Genomic DNA, 16,552 nt, shown 5'->3' with positions numbered 1-16,552 from the left:
TTGTTGGGTTTTGCCAATTGAGGGCGTGTCGAGGTGCAAGGGATGAACGGGGCCTGTGCGGCGAACGGCGCGGTCAATCAGCCCGGGTGGAGCAAAGTGGTCAGTTCTGAAACGCTCCCGCCGGCGGGCAGGTTTTCCACCGCCGCCAGCAGTGCGGAACAACGGTCAAGTCCGAGGACGGGTCCGACCAGGGCGCGGAACTTCTCGCGCACTATCCCGTGCCGTTCCTGAGGTGTGACAGGCACGGATGAGTCAGACGAGCCTTCGAGAGTCTTCTGTCCATCCAGTACGACTCGGACATGGGTTTCCTGGGTTTTCATGGACGGGTCGAAACTGACCCGGACACGTTCGGCCACCGACCTCAGGGATTCGTCATGGATCGCCTCTTCGGTGAAGTCCGCGACCTGGCATGAGCCTCGCACCAGGGCCAGGGCAGCGACGAAGGCGAGGCTGAACTTTCCCTCCAACGGTGTAGCGGGCGACTGAATTGCACAAACGGTCCGCATCAGCTCCGGCACCGTCAACTCGATCTCGCGCACGAGATCGAGCTCGATCTCGTTGCGCAGGAGCAGCAGCGCGTTGACTGCTGCGTGTGTACCGAAACATGCAGCGTGCCGCTTGACCAGTGCCTCGCGCAGGTACCACCGCTCCGCAAAGGGAACGGTTAGTGGCCCTACATCGCCGGTGTGACCGTGAGTAGCGGCAAATCCCTTGAGGCCAAAGATGGCCCCACTCGGAGCCGTTGCCCCTGCTGCGGCCAGCTGTGCCGCGAACACTCCTGCCTCAGACGCTCGTCCCACGTGCAGCGCTTTGCCCATCGTGCCGAACATCATGCGGAGGCCTGCCGCCTGGGTGGCTGCGAAACCCCATGCATGCTGGAGGACTGCAGGCCCCAGCCCGAGCAGATACCCCGCGCCGGTCGCTGCCCCGAATATTCCCACCGTGGCGGTGGGATGGAACCCCATAGCATAATGCTCCGGCGCAAGTGCGGCGCCGATGCGAGCTTGCGCCTCAAATCCGGAGATGTACGCGGCGAGCAAGCGGGACGTACCGATTTCTGCCGAACCCCTGGCACCCTGCGCCTGCGCCTGCGCCAACACGGCGGGCAACAGCGGCGCCGAGGGATGGATTCCCGCCGCAGGCAACCAATCGTCGAAGTCGAGCACATGAGCCGCTGTTCCGTTGATCAATGCGGCGGAACGGGAGCCTGCACCACTACTGTCGGTCACCCGAACGCAGGCACCTCGATCGTCCGCAACTCGGGCCGCCAGTCGCACAACGTCTTCGGATCCGCCGCCGAAGGTGACCGCCAGCGTGTCGAGAATGAAATCGACCGCGGCGTCTACTACGTCGGCGGGGACCTGCTCGAGGCAGAGACCTGACGACTCCGTCGCAAGTACTACCTCAGCGCTTCGGCCAGGGTGTACGCACTCCACCATAGGAAACTCCTCACCGTGCCTCATTGCATCTCTTGACACATACGCCGTTCCTTCTAGTGGAACGGCGTGCCGCACAACAGTGTGACTGCGAGTCGCCCAAGCGGTCAATAGGCAAGGAGGCGTCGACGAACCACGGCTTGACAAGCATGACGCAACTGCGCTGTGATGGGCGTCACCCACAACGGGTTCGGCACACTGTTCCATTAAGCAGCACGCGACTCGGGAAGTCCCGAACAGCACTGCAGGTAGGCGACTGTCAACCGTCAGCATTCCTGGACCTACCCACAAGACACTGACGCCTCTGCGGTCAGTGGCACCGTCGTGCGTGGACGCGACGGTGTCACTGACCGGGCATCACAGTCGAACAGTCCAGTAGGCGAGTTGGTACGCCACACACATCGACGAAAATGCCCACTCAGCAACATAACTGGAGGAAATCGATGGAACCTACTCGCGCGGCGGACGACCCCGTCCAGCTAAATGATCGACTCAACCGCATTCCGGTAATCACGCGGTCTCACAAACGCTGGCTCGCGGTCCTGGCGGCTCTGTTGGTGGTCGACATGGCCGATCTGAACACCTTCGCATACGCCGCACCAGGGATTCGAGCCGACTGGGACCTCTCGGTGGGCGACGTCGGCACGATTACCGCGGCATCGTTCCTCGGCATGTTCGCCGGCTCCATTGTGGGAGGACGACTCGCAGATCGCTATGGCCGAAAGCGTATCGTCATCGCCGGAATCGTCTTCTTCTCGGCATTCTCGTTGCTGTCGGCCTTCGCTGTGGGCGTGACAGACCTGGCCCTGTACCGAGTGCTGACAGGATTCGGCCTCCAGGCAACCACCGTGGTGATTCTCACTTACGTATCGGAGATGTTCCCACGGCTGCACCGGGGACGCGCACAAACGTGGATCGTTGCTTTCAGTCTCGTCGGCATCCCGCTGATGGCGTGGTTCGCGCGGACAGTTGTACCGACGGCGCCTTCGGCATGGCGCTGGGTGTTCGTCCTGGGCGGAGTCGGCGTGATCCTGATCCCGGTCGCCTTGCGCTGGCTGCCGGAGTCTGTTCGCTGGCTGCAGGAGAATGGGCATGAAGACCGAGCCGAGGCAATCGTCGCCCAGATCGAGGCCGAGGCACGCGAGGCGACTCGCGGGGAGCTGCCTCCCCTCGAGCCCCAGCCCGTTGTGGCGCAAGGTCATCCATCCGACCTGGTCCGCGGCGGCTACTTGAAGAGGACCGTGGTTGTCAGCCTCGGTATGGCTCTCGCGCTCTCGGGCTTCTACGGCTTCAATTCTTGGGTTCCCACACTGCTCACCGAGAGCGGATTCAGCGCCCAACAAAGCCTGGCTTACACGTCGTGGATGTCCCTCGCCGCCGTTCCCGGGGCTCTCCTCGCCCTGCTGTTCATCGATCGCGTGGAGCGCCGAGCCGCCATCCTCGTGATCTACTCGGTGGTTCCTGTGCTCATGTTGATCTTCGGCTTCACCGACAACGTCCTCGTGCTGGTGGCCAGCGGCACCCTGATTACGATGTTGCTGCAGATGAGTACGCCGTGTTGGTACACCTATATGCCCGAGATCTTTCCTACGAGCCTCCGCGCCCTCGGCACGGGCGTTGCGAACGGCACTGGGCGCCTGGCCGTTTTCGGTACCTCCTTCCTCGTTGCCGCACTCCTCGGAGCGCTGGGCTTCACCGCGGTCTTGATCTACATGGCGGCGACCGTCCTGGCAGCCGGAGTTGTGATCCGAGTGTTCGGCGAACGCACGCGAGGACGCAGCCTCGAGGACATCACCCGTATCGACGACGGCGCAGAGGCACACGCGGAGCCGACCAAACTACCAAGCAGCCTCGGCTAAGTGACATCCGGTTACAACCCTGCACGTTGAACCCAAGGTGGCCTTCCGGAAGCCCGATTCGCCGGAAGGCCACCTATCGTTGCGGTCGCTATCCCACGGGGATTGGCTGGCTGTTCATCATCGGCACCGGACCCTGACACTGCTGAACGCGGTCCGCCTCGACCAGGCCGATTGCAGGCAAGCGCGCTGGAGTCAGCAGCGAGATGACCGGGAGGCTCCGCCGACTGCGAGCAGGGAATCGAGAATTCAAGCACGCCAACGATATTCTGAACTCGGCATCAACCTACCTCGCGGCGGAGCTCGACCGCCTCAATCGGTGATCGTCGACGAACACAAACAGGAGTGCGGCGTCGAGCCGAGGGCGCTCACCGCGCATGGACGCAAGATTGCGCTGGCCACCTGCGACGACGCCTGATTGTCGGACCATCGGACGATCCCCGCTTCCGGGACCAGCCGACGCCAGATCCAGCACCGTTCCTCCACGTATGAGGACCGAAGAGTGTCGCTTCCGATGCACTCAACGAGCCACTCCGTCGCGTCCGACCGAGCAGATACCTGAGCCAGGTGTAACTACGAGAGACGAGAATCCAAGGAGCCCATCAGGTCGGTGTGATCCAGGACCTCCACGAAGTGTGATCACCAACTGGTCAACCAATCCACTCCGAAGGCGGCCCAGCACGACCCGCCATAGGTGAACACCCCTCCAACCCGGTCTCTCATCTCAACCGAGGGTGTTCACCCATTACTTGCCGTTGTGTTCACCAATTGGAACGTTCGGGATTGGCGTGTTCATCCGCCCTTCGCCACGCAACTTCTCCATCAGCACCCCTGCCTGGCGGGCATCGTACAGAGCGGTCAGGCGCTCAGCTTCCGGGCGTTAGCAGCCCACGCTCCCCCAGCATCGGTGACCTTCTTCATCGCCGCCAACTGCGCGGCCTCATCCGCGATCGGGGCCGGGACCCGTGCCAAACGCAGCGACGAAGCAGCCGCGGTGTCGGTGTCGGTGCCGGCCTCGACCGTATGTGCCGGCTCGCCGCGGAACTCGCGCTACGACGATCGGCGCGGCTCCCAGGCGCCGAACACCTCGAAGTACCCTCCCATCGCGGTCAGCGACACGTGGTCCATCGACACCAAATCGCTACGCCGCGAAAACAAACCGTGCGCGGCTATTGCGGCTACTGGTTCACAGGTTCAGCCTGCTGCTGAGAACCCTGGCCAAAAGAAGACCCCACAGAACCTGCAGCCCAGAGCACGACTCCGGTTTCGGTTGTGCCCGAAGCAGTCTCGGTCACCTCGCGTCAGGGCTCACACGACGCGGCCGACCAAGGTGATGCCGCCGAGAAGCGACACCCCCAGGACCATCTGCCTCAGCAAGACGGTGGGCATCCGGGGCGCGAGCAGCATCCCGAGGACTGTACCGACTGCCAGCGCGAGCAGTTCAGGAACACCGGGGAACCGGACTCCGAGGACCAGCGATGTGACGATGTTCTGCACGAGGAAGACACAGTGCAGATTGGCGCGCGCCGTCTGGGGCTTCCATCCGGCGTTGGCGGCATAGAGACCGACCGGCGGTCCCCCGACCCCACCCACGACGTTGAGCAGAGCGCTGGCGCCGCCGGTGACCATCGCTCCCACGGGACGCCGTAACCACTGCCAGCGCACCCCGCGGGCAAGGATGGTCACCGACACGATGACACCGCAACCGGCGATCACCGACAGTAGGCGGGTGTCGACCCCGTGCAGCATCAGGGCGATCACCGGAGTGCCCAGCAACATCGGCACGAGCAGGCGGCCGACTTCGGACGGACGGGCATGGCGGCCGTCACGGAACAGCGGTGCGATGGAGGATAGCGCCGCGAGGACCACCGCCGCGGCGATGCCCTCCCGCGGGCCGAGATACAGGACGAGCAACGGCGCCGCGACGAGCGAGAAACCCATCCCGGTCGCGGACTGGGCGATGGCGCCGAACAGCACTCCGGTGAGCGCGAGGACATGCGCACCGGACAGGACGGGCCCGGTCACGTCGTCGCGGCCTGGTCGACAGCGCAGCGACGCTGGAACTGCAGGGCCACCGCCATGAGCAGCGTCGGCAAAACCGTGAATCCCAGCAGTATCGCGGTGCGAGCGGAATCCGACTGCGCGACCGCTTGTCCCTCCGTCGCCGAGACGAATCCGCCAAGCGCGAGAACAGCGGAGTAGACATACGGGCCCAACGCGGAGCCGAATGCGTCGGTCGCGGTCCACACACCGGTGTATGCCCCGGCGCGCCCCGATCCCCGTGATTCCGCGGCGGCCACCGCATCCGGCAACATGGCGAACGCCAGCAATTGCAGTCCGGCGAAGGCGATCCCGAGCACCGCGACCACGGCCACGCTCACGGCCGGTGCGGCTGCGCTACCGGGCAGCAGCGCGAGCGAGCCGGTGATGAAGATGCCCTGTGCGAGCAGCAGTCCCCGCTGTTTCCCGATCCGCTGGGACAGCCGCATCCATCCGGGGCCCGCGAGCAGCGCCGGTCCCAGGAACCCGGCCATGAACACCGCGGTGAGGCTGCTGTCGCGAACGACATATTCGGCATAGAAGGGCACGGCCGCGAGGAACAGGTGCGTCGTCGTTCCGGTGCACAGATAGGACAGCACCAGTGCACGGAAGGACCTGTCGCGCAAGGTATCCCGGATGTCGCCCAGGCCGGGGTGCGTGGCCGCGCCTGGGAGGCGGAGACCGCAGTGCGTGGTGAGTCGCCGAACGCCGGCCAGCCCTATCACGCCGGCGGCGATCATCACACCTGCCAGGATCAGCGCCATGCGGGTGTAATCCGCCCGCCCGCCTGCGGACACCAGGGCTGGCGCCACGATACCCGCGCCCAGCAGGCCCACGGTGAGCATCAGCATTCGGAACATGAACACTCGGGTGCGCTCGTGGTATCCGATCCGCAGGTCGGACGGGGTGGTCAGATACGGTACCTGGAATGCCGCGAACAGCAGATTGCCGGTGACCAGCCAGCCCCCGACCCACAGCGCTGCCGTCGGACCCGAGAATCCCTGTGGCACAGTGAACATCGCGATCATGGCGAGCCCCAGCAGCAGGCCTCCGCGCAACATTCCACGCCGGTGTCCCACGAGGCGCGCCTGCCGGTCGGAAAGATACCCGAACAGCGGGTGGATCACGACGTCGGCGACTTTGGGCAGCAGCAGCGTCAGGCCCGCGAACAGCGGGGACACCCCTAGGGTGCGCGTCAGGAAATACAGCAGCAGGAGCCCGGGGACCGTGATCCAGATCCCCATGCCGATCGAGCCGGTGGAATAGGCCAGCAGATCGTCGATCCGCGCGCGCGACGAGCCGCCGGGCGGCCTTGGCGAATCAAGGGTCACGAACTCACTAGACGAGTTCATCCGATCCTCCCACGTCGTACGACACCGGCCGCGAGTTCGACGCCGTCAAAGGCACCGGAGCGGGCGCGGCGAGCGAAGGTCCGCGCGATGATGCGATCGGTGAGCCACGGCAGATGCCGCGACACGAAGAACTCGACCGCCCCCCGCCGTGTCGTGGTCATATCGCGGCGCACCGGCCCCAGCGCCGCGCGCACGACCGTGTCGACCACACCCTCCAGCGGTTCGTAGCTGCTCATTCCTTCCAGCGACAAGCCAGCGGACGCAGTCGAATCGTGAATCGGGCTGCGCACTGCCGACGGGTAGACGCAGGTCACGGCGACGTGAGAGCCGATTTCCAGACGCAGTGCGTCCGCATAGGCCACCAGGGCTCGCTTCGACGCTCCGTAGGCGGCCGCCAACGGCAGCTGCATCACCGCCATCCGGGAACACAACAAGATGACGCGCCCGCGCGACTGCACCAGCGCGTCGACGCACGCAGCTGTCACACGCCAGGCCCCGAGCAGGTTGATCTCGAGCTGGCGGCGAACCTCGGCGCCGGGCGCGAGTTCGGCGGGCGCGGGCCCGCCGACCCCGGCATTGTTGATCAGCAGGTCCACGCCGCCCAGGCGGGAGATGGCGGCGGCCACTGCGGTCTCGACGCTCACGTCATCGGTGATGTCGCACGCCAGGACCGTGCCCGGGTCGTCGGGGTGCGGCGCCACGTCCAAGCCGATCACCTGTGCGCCGAGCGCGGTCAGGCGAGCGCTGAGCGCCCGGCCGAAGGTTCCGGAGGCGCCCGTGATCAGGACGCGAAGGCCGCGTGCGTCACGCGGGCGGTTCGACGCGGGCTGGCGAAAACGACGGATTTTCACGCGGAAGCATCCTCACGGCGAGCGCCGATGAAGCCAACAGCGGGCGGGTGCGAGACCCGGGCGCGCCCGGTACGAAGCTCCCGCGCGACGTCCGCCAGATATCGGTCGAAGTCGATGCGCATATGCGGCCGCCGGTCATGGCCCCACCGCTGGGTGGCGGCCCGCAGATCGGTAACGACCGTTCGATTTCGTTCCGCAGGAGCTGGGAGCGCGAAGTGGCCGCCGAAGAATGCCGCGGCCAGCTTGGCCTGGGCTTCCACCACCGGCAGGGCCGCACCCGTGGACTGCATCAGTCCGACGAAGGCCAGGCTCGGATCCTCGAGATGGAAGACGCGCTTGTAGAGCGGCAACTCCTCGGGGTCGAGTCCGATCCAGCGTTCGCGCAGAAACGGGATGTTGACGCGATAGCCGGTGGCCCACACGATCACGTCCACGGGCTCCGAGCTGCCGTCGGCGAAAACGATCCGATCACCGTCGAGGCGTTCGATGCCGGGCCGCGCGACCACTTCACCGTGGGTGAACCGATGCAGGATCGTGTCGCTGATGGTCGGATGGTTCTGGAACAGGCCGCCGCTGGGCGCGGGCAGGCCGTAACTCTGAGGCGTCCCCACCGCCAGCCGCAACAGTGTCTCGGCGACGAACTGGCGGGCACGCCAGGGTAGGGCCGCCAGCACGCCGGCCGTCTGGTCCGATGGCCTCCCGAACAGGTATTTCGGGACGATGTGAACCCCGTGCCGGGCCGACAAGAACACCGGCCCGCGGGCGACGTACGAAGCGTCCACGGCGATGTCCATCGCGGAATTGCCCATACCCACGACCAGGACACGCCGGTCCCGAAAGATTTCGGCAGTGCGGTAATCGTGCGCGTGCAGTTGCGTACCCGTGAAGGTTCCGGGGTATCCGGGTTCGGGGTGACGAGGATCCCAGTTGTGACCGTTGGCGACCACGACGGCATCGAATTCGCCGGTGTCCCCGGAGTCGGTGCGCACGACCCACGGCCGCGCGGGTTCGGCGCGGTCGACCACGGTGACGGTGCTGCCGAATCGGATGTGCTCGGTCAGTCCGAACCGGTCCGCGTACTCGGCGAGGTATCCGGCGATATGGTCAGCCGACGGATAGTCGGGCCATTCGGCTGGCATCGGGAAATCCGCGAACTGGGTACGAGCCTTGCTGGTGTTCAGGTGCAGTGACGCATAAGCGGGCGAGAGCCCGCTGTTGTTGTCCCGCGCCCATAAACCTCCGGGGCGATCGCCTTTTTCGTAGGTCACTACCTCGAGCCCGACATCGAGCAGGGCCTTGGTGGTGGCGAGGCCGGCAGCCCCGGCACCGATCACCGCGACGCGGTTGGGGGCGTTCATTGAGCTGTCTCCTCGGATACGGGTAGGGGGACCGATGGAACAGGCGGTGCGGGAGGCGGATTGCGCCGGAGCTGGCGTGCCATCGCCCGGCCGATCCCGCCGGCGTCACCGGTGATCACGGCAACTTTCTTCATGTGTCGTCCTGTCTTCGCGCGCTCGGTCGTGGCTCGAACGAGCCGCTTCGGGCCGGGCGCACTGAGTTGTTGTATCGCTCCCCAACGGTAGGGAGATATTTCGCCTCCGAACATGGCGTGGATCACTCTCTTCGGGCGATATGTTGTGGTTCTCCACAATCAAGGGCATCGTCGACGAATGAACTCTCGCGATGACTGGGCGGCCATGGTCGATCTCATCGAACAGGTCGTCGGCGACGACGACCTGTTGTCCGCCGCAGTCACAGGTGTGCGTGCGACAGTTCGGGAGGTCGCGCCGCTTACGCGAGCCGACATCGCCGGCCACACGCGGGCACTACTGGCCGCTGCGACACGGGCATTGGCGGCACGGCGTGGACCGGTGGAGGCGGAGCTGTCGTTCATCGAGGAGCTCGCGGTGACCCGAGCCGGACAGGGCTTGCCCATCGAGGCAGTACTGCGGGCCATCCATGTGGCCGAGCGGGCCATCTGGTCCAGTGCGAGGGAAGCGGCCGCAGCCGAGGGAATTCACCCGAATCTGCTACTCGATGCACGGGAACTGTACGAGGACTGGGCCGAGGCGGTGCGCTCCAGGCTGATCGCGGCCCATCGCGGCGCTCTGTCCGGCCAGCGACATGGGGTGAGCGAACGCAATGTTGTAATCCTGCGGCGTCTGCTGGCGGGCGGTTCGGCCGCCGGGTTGGCTTCCGCAGAAGCGGGTTTACGGGCCGCGGGTGGTCTATGGGTGGTAGTGGCGCGAGCGAGTAACGCCGTGTCCGGCGCGGAACTCCAGCGATTGTCCCGAGACGGTGGTGCTGCGGTGATCGCCCCGGCGGACGATTACCTGGCCGGTGTGCTCGACCAGGCGCCGGCGTTGCGGGAGGTCGCGTCCGGGGCGGTGATCGGGGCGGCGGGCCCCTCCGAACCCGAGGAACTCGCCACCACCTATCGGCTCGCGATGGCCGCCCTGACGGCCGCGGAGACTACCGGGCAGCTGGGGGTGATCCACATCGCGCAGGTGGCGGTGCCGGCGGCGATCGCCGATCGGGTGGACCTGGCGGAGGCACTGTTGGACCGGTACGGGCCGGCGCTCGTCGCGCTCGGGGCGAACGCCGAGCCGACGGTACACGGGGTATGTGCTTGGCTCGAGGCGGACCGTGACACTGATGTGGCGGCGAAATCCATTTTCGTGCATGCGAATACGGTGCGCAACAGGGTGCAACGGTTCACTGAGGTTACCGGATTGGATCCGCACACCACGTTCGGGGCCGTGACGGCCTGGTGGTTGTGCCGTGCATGGCTGGCTTAGCCTGGCGGCCCGATCCGGCCCGCCTCGGCCACTGATCGAAATGCCGCGGCCGCTGTCGGACGACCGGCATCCGTCGCTGGAACTCATCCAGATTTGGTGTGATCTGGCGCCCTTCTTATATGTGATTACCGATCGGTAAACCAATCCAATCTGCATGCAGCCCAGGATGGCCCGTCATCGGTGAACAACCCTCCATCCATCCATCCATCAGCCATCTCTCGTCCGTCGACGCCACCGACGACGACAGCGCGCTCTCCTCTCCATCTCCCTCTCTCCATCCATCCACATCCATCGATCCAAGCCTCTCTTCTCTCTCTCGCTCCATCCATCGCCGCTCTTCAGCCCTTCTCCGGGCGCCCTCCCTCAGCTTGAAGCTGACGATCGCACCACCATGGGTGACGCGACGGTGGCGGCGGACACCTCCAACTGCTGGTGCACCTTCGCCGCGCACACCGACACAAGCCGGGCTGCCGACAGCAGAGCCGGAGCGAGATGGCCCCTGGGTACCAGTAACGGTTGATGCCGTGGGTTGATGCGCTCCCGGGGGCGCCGCGCGAGGCTCCGGTGCATGACTTCACAACTACCCCGAATGTGGGCGCCGACAACGGTATACACGCTCGTCGTGTTTCTGGCCGGCGGCATTCTCGCCGCAACGCAGTCCGCGACCGGCCCCGATGCAGACTTGCCCGAATTGGTGCAGTTCGCACCCGCGGTCGCGGTGGGTGCGGCCCTGCTCGCATGGCGGGGCCGGCGGGTTGCGCCGCTCGAGGTGAGCCTGTGGCGGCCCGACGCAGCTCTGGCGGCCAGCGCCGCCGGATCGTTGCTGGTCGTCTTGGCCCTGCCTGCGGTGGTGGTGGTCGCGCTCGGTGGCCGCGTCAGCCTCTCCGCGGTGCACGCCGGGTCGGCGCCGATCGGGCTGCTCGTCCTCGCGCAGTGTGTCGGCGCCTGCGGCGAAGAGATCGGATGGCGCGGATTCCTGCAGCCCTACCTGCGTGGCAGATACTCCGTACTGGTCACCGGCGTGCTGGTCGGGACCGTCTGGGGTGTGTGGCATGTGGAGATCTTCATGGCCGGGATCGCGTATGCGGCCGCCTTCCTGATGGCGACGATTGCCATATCGGTGTTGTTGGCAGTTCTCTTGGACCCGTTCTGCAGCGGGAACCTACTCATCGCCACCCTGTTTCATGCCGTCGTTAACCTGGGGCTGCTCGCGTTCGGCGATATCGACGGTCGCGAGCCTCTTGTCTGGGCGTTGATGGCGCTCGGCGCGGCCGGCTCCGCCGCCGCGATCGCGGCGGTCACCTCCCGCTCCTCTCGACACGTCACGAGAACCGCTTGGCGATGGCCGAGACGATCTCGTCCGGTGCGTGTTCCTGAATAAAGTGCCGAGCACGGTGTAACTCGACGACGTCGAGATCGGCAAATGTGTCGCGTATACGCGGGATACACGCTTTCGGCCGGAAGATCGGGTCCCGCATCCCCCACACTGCCAGCGTCGGCTTGTCTCCCAGTAGGGCGGGTACGTCTCGGGCGAGACGGTCCAGCAGCGGGCGCGCGGCGCGAATTTCCCTGGGCATGAACGTGAGACCGCGTCGCGCATCCTCGGTGGGTTGCACCAGGCGGTAGTGGTCGGCCTCCTCCTCGGTGAGCGTGCGCCCCAGTTCCCCGAGCAGGAACCGCTCCACAAGCAGGTTCTGCCCGACGATGCGGCGCTGCATGGGACGGCTGCTCATGATCACGCTGAATGCCCGATTGGCCAGTGCCTCGATCGGCCAGAACACCGTGTTGCCCAGCACGATTCCTCTGACACGATCCGCGCGCACGGTCGCCGCGCTCAGCCCGATGGGTCCACCCCAGTCGTGCCCCATCACGACGAAGCCGTCCAGTTGCAGGTGGTCGATCAGCTCACCCAGGACCGTCGAGTGCTCGGCGATCCTGTAGCCGAAATCCTCCGGCCGTTCGGACAAACCGAAGCCCAGGTGGTCCACCGCGATGCACCGATACCGGCCGCGCAATCCCTGCACGATGCGGCGGTAGAGGAAACTCCACGTCGGCGAGCCGTGACAGAACAGGATCGGCGGTCCGGATCCCTCATCGATGTAGTGAAGCCGACCGGCAGACGAGTCGAACCATCGCGACTCGAACGGGTACAGGGCCTCGTCTGGAACGAAATCGATCATCATTGGGCGCCCTCCTCGTCCGGACCATCTCTTCACGCCGCGCGACAGGCCCGGGGCGGCCGAATCCAGCCCCGCGGCAACCCGCACCTCCGACTGCGCTACATCTGTAGCGACGCCTCATCAGTACGCTACACCTGTAGCATCAGATTGTGTCTGCAGAAGCAAAAGGTGGCGATGAACGCCGAGAGCTGGTCGCGACCAGCGCTATCCGCATCATTTCCCGCGACGGGCTTCGCGCGCTCACGCACCGAGCCGTCGACCAGGAGGCCGGAATCCCGCAGGGATCGACGTCCCACCATGCACGAACCCGGCTCGCACTACTCGAACTCGTGGTCGACACACTCGCCGAGCGCGCGATAGCAGACGCCGAACGGGCCGCAGACGCACTGGGCACAACGTCGCAGGGCGAACGCCAGCTGAGCATCGCCGAGCTTGCCGGCGTCATCGCCACGCTCGTCGAGAGACTCGCGGAACGCCGCGACGACATGAAAGCCCGCTACGCACTCATCCTCGAACTCGATGACGCTCCTCTGCTGCAGCGGAAGCTGACGACACAGTCCGAAGTCCACGCGATCACCCGAGAGGTGACCTCGTCACTCCTCGCTGGCGCGGGTCTTCCCAATTCCGACGAACGGATCGAGGAGCTGATCTCGCTCACCGATTCCCTGGTCTTCACGCGAACGGTCATCCACGGGACCACTCCCTTGGAATCCATCCTCACTGCCTACCTGCGAGGTGTCGCACCGCTTCCAGCCAGTGCTACCGACAAGTCGTAAGGTCCGACGCCACCACGGGCCGACAGCCGGTCGTGTGAGCAGCGGCCGCCAAAGAATGTGATTGCCGACTGGGAACATAGCGAATCCACCTGCCTCAGCGGGTAAACCGCCATCGGTGAACACCCCTCTCTCTCGCGCGATGGTCCGGCGCCGTCCGTTCGCGACCGCATTATCTCGAGTCCGATCGACATGAATGCGTTCAGCAGAAGACACCGAGAACCCTGCCGGTCGTCCGTCCCTGCTGTACCGTCGGCCACGGCCGCAACTGGCGCGGGTGGACAACCACCGGGGAGCGGCTGTTCACCGATTCGAGTGCCGCCCGCCTGGGTGCTCCTGTCAACGATGTCCTTACGAGGGAGTGTTGACGTGGAGCTTCGTTACGGGATCAATCCGCAGCAGCGTCGTGCCGATGTGGTGCCGATTCATGCCGGGCAGTGGCCGGTTCGGCTTCTCAACGGTGAGCCGTCGTACATCAACCTGCTCGATGCGCTCAATGCCTGGCAGCTGGTCAGCGAAGCGAGTGTGGCTCTCGGTAAGCCGGCTGCTACGTCGTTCAAGCACGTCTCGCCGGCGGGTGCCGCAGTGTCCGGACCTGTGGACGAGGTCGTCAGAGACCTGTACGCGCTGTCCGTCCGCCGTCTGCCCGATCCGGCGTCGGCCGTATCGGGGCTTTCGCTTCGGTGCGTAGCCACTCGGCGCGTTCCGCGGCGGTCAGTACACCGGACGGCGCGCGCCACACCGCGCCGCACACGTTCGCAAGGCGACGAAGCATGACGCGTTCCGATTCATTCGTATGTCCCGAACGTCCGAGTACCTGTTTGACGCCTACCGAAACATGTTTCTCGCATTCGAGGCAGTGCTGAGTGACATCTACCCACAACCGCCAAGGGGCATGAACGAGAGCACCTGGTTCAAAGCCGCGCTGCAAAAGGCCGACGAGTTGGTTCCGGTCTCGCCGTTGCTGGCTCCAAGCGGAGTGCCCTCGGCGATCGATTGGGTTTACGAGAACATCTATCGCGATGCACGATCCGGCCTCATGCACGCCAAGCAAGGTCGTGCCTACCATCTGCCGCAAGACGACCAGAGTCGCCAGGAGTTACAGGCTTCACTCAACAGCATGTGGCTATACATCAGTCGGCTACTGGACACACATCTGGGCGTAATACACATGTCCGGCGGACTCTTTCAGGCCGGATTCCAGATGATGGCGGAACCCTACCTTTCGGGGGTGATTGCTGCGGTATCGGCGGACGCAACTCCTATCGCCCTCAACGAAGAGCTGTTCGCACCAACAGGGGAACGGGTTGTCGAGCTGATATCAGGCCCGGTCGTGGCGGCTGAACCGTTTCTGGCAACGGTGTTGGCGTCGTGCGACGCAGCCGAACTAGTCGACCTTCCCACCATCGGTCGAATCGGGTCTACGGACACGATGGGCAATCTCCATGTTCTGTCCGCCCTGCCGGGACCGATTGAGGTCGGCAGTTCGGTGAAGCGGTTTGAGATCATGCTCGGCATTAGGGGCGTCAACGCCGCTGGTCCACGAACCCACTTCTCCGCCTAGGCCGTGTTTCTGAAGTCGACCAGAGGGCCGTTCCGGACCGCGACCTATCCGCCAAGCACACCCTGTTCACGAACGCGCCGGCGACGACGCTCCGCAATCAGGCCGACCGCAACCAGCACCTGGCCCAGCATTAACGAAACCGGCAACGCAATCAGCTCCCACCCAGTCGAGCCGAACTGCAATGCCCACACCACGATCGCCACGGCCAGGACCAGCGTCGTCAACTGCCCGAGCGTCATCAGGAGCGGAGGCACCCACACTCGGGCGGTGCCGCGTACGAGAACGATCACACCAGCCACCGCTCCCACCAACGCGGCAACCAACCCGATCGGCGTCGGCAGCACCACCATCAATTCGAAGAACGGACCCGGCTCAATGACCCCCGAACTCACCAACTGAGGCATCACATACAGCCACACCGATACGAAACACAGCACCGATACGACCGACGCAGTCACAAGCATCTTCATCGCTGCAACCTAGCTCGACACCCACCGTCCACGGCGCTGCCGTGGCTTCGAAACGCTGGCTACTCGACCCCTATCTCAATGCTCGCGACACTGTGCGCGCCGCCGAATGCCAGTGGCGTGCCCACTACGTGCCCACTCAGCCCCCGTAACGTGCCGTAACCCGCGTGGTACGTTTGCCCTGGTGGTCGACCTGTTTAGGTAGTCTGCCAGCGCAGGCAAAACGTGTGTGTTTCAGGTTCCCAAGCTGAATACGCGGGTTCGATTCCCGTCATCGGCTCTCTCCCCCTCTCCCTCCTCTCCTCTCTCTCCAGGGTGTTCACCCATTGAGGCCGCTTGCTTTCACCTATTGAATCTGCGGACGAAATTAGTACCGAAATTCCGTCGCGAGTCCGCCTGACTGAACAAACTCGGCCGATCCTCGCGCTGACTGTGGAGCGAAATGAGCCGACTTGCACGCTAACGGCGCCTGTGAGCCGGCGAATTCCGCGGTGGGCCGAAGTGAAGCAGCGGAATCCGTGGATTTCGCTGCGGTGCGGGGTGGCTATCTGCCGACTCGACTGGACACCGAAGTTTCTTCGTGGCGGCGGGGAACAACGCGACGCGGCCGCTCACAGATTGTGCGCGCCGGCTCAGCCTCCCCCAGGAACTGACCCCACGGATCCAGGCGTTCGCGCTTGGAATACCAGTCGTGCAGATTGAGCAGGTTCGGTGCGGCGAGGGTGAATCCGACAAGCGATGTGTAGCGGCTGATTCCGAAGCCGCGGAAGTAGCCGTGGTGCACGTGGAGTCGGTTCTGCTTCAGGTCGGCGAACACGCTCTCAATTCCGGGGTGGCGGTGATACGACTCCGCCCACGCGACGGTGCCATTTTGAAACGGCATCCGCATGTCGGGGTAGTCGGTGTCGTGCAAGGCAATGGTGCGTCCGCATCCGCATTCCCTTGATCGCCCTGAGGCGGCCGGAGACCGGCGCCTTCAGGATCCTGATCACGTTCGGGTATTACGCTGTCGTTCAGTCTGATTCCGCCAGTTCGAGACTCACCCGAAGGAGTCGATCCGTCACGACCAGATCGGCGAATCGGTCGCCCTCCGCGTGCGGAGGATCTCACGCAGCCGACGCTGGTATCGGTCCGGAGACATCCCGAAGGTCACGAAGATCTCGGCGGGCGGAGCGCCCCCGAACGGCGCCCAGATCACGGCGAACTGGACCAGGTGCCTGTCCTCATGATTCATC

The 16,552-nt window shown here is 65.0% G+C and carries 15 protein-coding genes and 1 riboswitch; of the genes, 6 read left to right on the top strand and 9 right to left on the bottom strand.

Annotated features, from left to right (window positions below):
* Positions 1-77 precede the first annotated feature (77 nt).
* Positions 78-1,439 (bottom strand): MmgE/PrpD family protein, encoded by a 1,362-nt coding sequence (locus ACWDUM_RS25445; protein WP_450136122.1) that lies wholly within the window; start codon positions 1,437-1,439, stop codon positions 78-80.
* A gap of 407 nt (positions 1,440-1,846) precedes the next feature.
* Here ACWDUM_RS25445 and ACWDUM_RS25440 point away from each other — a divergent pair, with 407 nt between their 5' ends.
* Entirely contained in the window at positions 1,847-3,295 is a 1,449-nt protein-coding gene (locus ACWDUM_RS25440; protein ID WP_450136121.1) for an MFS transporter, read from the top strand.
* 1,305 nt (positions 3,296-4,600) lie between these two features.
* Here ACWDUM_RS25440 and ACWDUM_RS25435 read toward each other — a convergent pair.
* The 4 genes from ACWDUM_RS25435 to ACWDUM_RS25420 are packed head-to-tail and all read right to left on the bottom strand — an operon-like array spanning position 4,601 to position 8,893.
* Positions 4,601-5,317, bottom strand: a complete 717-nt coding sequence (locus ACWDUM_RS25435; protein WP_450136120.1) for a sulfite exporter TauE/SafE family protein — start codon at positions 5,315-5,317, stop codon at positions 4,601-4,603.
* Positions 5,314-6,663, bottom strand: a complete 1,350-nt coding sequence (locus ACWDUM_RS25430; protein ID WP_450136119.1) for an MFS transporter — start codon at positions 6,661-6,663, stop codon at positions 5,314-5,316. Before ACWDUM_RS25430 ends, ACWDUM_RS25435 begins: the two co-directional genes overlap by 4 nt.
* Positions 6,664-6,680: 17 nt before the next feature.
* Entirely contained in the window at positions 6,681-7,535 is an 855-nt protein-coding gene (locus tag ACWDUM_RS25425) for an SDR family NAD(P)-dependent oxidoreductase (RefSeq protein WP_450136118.1), read from the bottom strand.
* Positions 7,532-8,893, bottom strand: coding sequence for a flavin-containing monooxygenase (locus tag ACWDUM_RS25420; protein WP_450136117.1), 1,362 nt, complete (start codon positions 8,891-8,893; stop codon positions 7,532-7,534). Before ACWDUM_RS25420 ends, ACWDUM_RS25425 begins: the two co-directional genes overlap by 4 nt.
* A 312-nt stretch (positions 8,894-9,205) precedes the next feature.
* On the opposite strand from ACWDUM_RS25420, the gene ACWDUM_RS25415 reads away from it, so the two are divergent.
* Both ACWDUM_RS25415 and ACWDUM_RS25410 read left to right on the top strand, forming a co-directional pair.
* Positions 9,206-10,333: a helix-turn-helix domain-containing protein gene (locus ACWDUM_RS25415; RefSeq protein ID WP_450136116.1), complete on the top strand. Its 1,128-nt coding sequence runs from the start codon at positions 9,206-9,208 to the stop codon at positions 10,331-10,333.
* A 622-nt stretch (positions 10,334-10,955) separates the two neighbouring features.
* Positions 10,956-11,714: a CPBP family intramembrane glutamic endopeptidase gene (locus tag ACWDUM_RS25410; protein WP_450136115.1), complete on the top strand. Its 759-nt coding sequence runs from the start codon at positions 10,956-10,958 to the stop codon at positions 11,712-11,714.
* On the opposite strand, the gene ACWDUM_RS25405 is transcribed toward ACWDUM_RS25410, so the two are convergent.
* Entirely contained in the window at positions 11,656-12,516 is an 861-nt protein-coding gene (locus tag ACWDUM_RS25405) for a haloalkane dehalogenase (RefSeq protein ID WP_450114048.1), read from the bottom strand. The two genes, ACWDUM_RS25410 and ACWDUM_RS25405, sit on opposite strands and share 59 nt — an antisense overlap.
* Positions 12,517-12,662: 146 nt before the next feature.
* Between ACWDUM_RS25405 and ACWDUM_RS25400 the strand changes: the two genes are divergently transcribed.
* From ACWDUM_RS25400 to ACWDUM_RS25390, 3 genes are all read left to right on the top strand, one after another.
* The gene (locus ACWDUM_RS25400) at positions 12,663-13,289 is read left to right on the top strand and encodes a TetR/AcrR family transcriptional regulator (RefSeq protein ID WP_450113955.1); all 627 of its coding nucleotides are present in this window, start codon (positions 12,663-12,665) and stop codon (positions 13,287-13,289) included.
* Between the two features lie 251 nt (positions 13,290-13,540).
* Positions 13,541-13,625: riboswitch (ZMP/ZTP riboswitch) on the top strand.
* A 6-nt stretch (positions 13,626-13,631) separates the two neighbouring features.
* Positions 13,632-14,063 (top strand): hypothetical protein, encoded by a 432-nt coding sequence (locus tag ACWDUM_RS25395; protein WP_450136114.1) that lies wholly within the window; start codon positions 13,632-13,634, stop codon positions 14,061-14,063.
* Positions 14,064-14,181: 118 nt separating this feature from the next.
* The gene (locus tag ACWDUM_RS25390; RefSeq protein ID WP_450113956.1) at positions 14,182-14,850 is read left to right on the top strand and encodes a hypothetical protein; all 669 of its coding nucleotides are present in this window, start codon (positions 14,182-14,184) and stop codon (positions 14,848-14,850) included.
* 44 nt (positions 14,851-14,894) lie between these two features.
* On the opposite strand, the gene ACWDUM_RS25385 is transcribed toward ACWDUM_RS25390, so the two are convergent.
* From ACWDUM_RS25385 to ACWDUM_RS25375, 3 genes are all read right to left on the bottom strand, one after another.
* Positions 14,895-15,320: a hypothetical protein gene (locus ACWDUM_RS25385; protein WP_450113957.1), complete on the bottom strand. Its 426-nt coding sequence runs from the start codon at positions 15,318-15,320 to the stop codon at positions 14,895-14,897.
* A gap of 541 nt (positions 15,321-15,861) precedes the next feature.
* The gene (locus ACWDUM_RS25380; protein WP_450136113.1) at positions 15,862-16,230 is read right to left on the bottom strand and encodes a hypothetical protein; all 369 of its coding nucleotides are present in this window, start codon (positions 16,228-16,230) and stop codon (positions 15,862-15,864) included.
* Between the two features lie 147 nt (positions 16,231-16,377).
* A complete protein-coding gene (locus ACWDUM_RS25375; RefSeq protein WP_450113959.1) occupies positions 16,378-16,551 on the bottom strand; it encodes a hypothetical protein in 174 nt (57 codons plus the stop codon).
* Position 16,552 lies beyond the last annotated feature (1 nt).

It is taken from the genome of Rhodococcus sp. NPDC003322 (genome assembly GCF_053589555.1).
The sequence above is the reverse complement of the archived record's forward strand: the minus strand, read 5'-3'. Positions and strand labels throughout refer to the sequence as shown.

Excerpts from the sequence above, each read along its gene's own strand:
- ACWDUM_RS25445 (WP_450136122.1), bottom strand. The coding sequence starts at position 1,439 with ATGGTGGAGTGCGTACACCCTGGCCGAAGCGCTGAGGTAGTACTTGCG.
- ACWDUM_RS25440 (WP_450136121.1), top strand. The coding sequence starts at position 1,847 with ATGCCCACTCAGCAACATAACTGGAGGAAATCGATGGAACCTACTCGC.
- ACWDUM_RS25420 (WP_450136117.1), bottom strand. The coding sequence starts at position 8,893 with ATGAACGCCCCCAACCGCGTCGCGGTGATCGGTGCCGGGGCTGCCGGC.
- ACWDUM_RS25415 (WP_450136116.1), top strand. The coding sequence starts at position 9,206 with ATGAACTCTCGCGATGACTGGGCGGCCATGGTCGATCTCATCGAACAG.
- ACWDUM_RS25405 (WP_450114048.1), bottom strand. The coding sequence starts at position 12,516 with ATGATGATCGATTTCGTTCCAGACGAGGCCCTGTACCCGTTCGAGTCG.
- ACWDUM_RS25395 (WP_450136114.1), top strand. The coding sequence starts at position 13,632 with ATGTCCTTACGAGGGAGTGTTGACGTGGAGCTTCGTTACGGGATCAAT.
- ACWDUM_RS25390 (WP_450113956.1), top strand. The coding sequence starts at position 14,182 with ATGAACGAGAGCACCTGGTTCAAAGCCGCGCTGCAAAAGGCCGACGAG.
- ACWDUM_RS25385 (WP_450113957.1), bottom strand. The coding sequence starts at position 15,320 with ATGAAGATGCTTGTGACTGCGTCGGTCGTATCGGTGCTGTGTTTCGTA.
- ACWDUM_RS25375 (WP_450113959.1), bottom strand. The coding sequence starts at position 16,551 with ATGAATCATGAGGACAGGCACCTGGTCCAGTTCGCCGTGATCTGGGCG.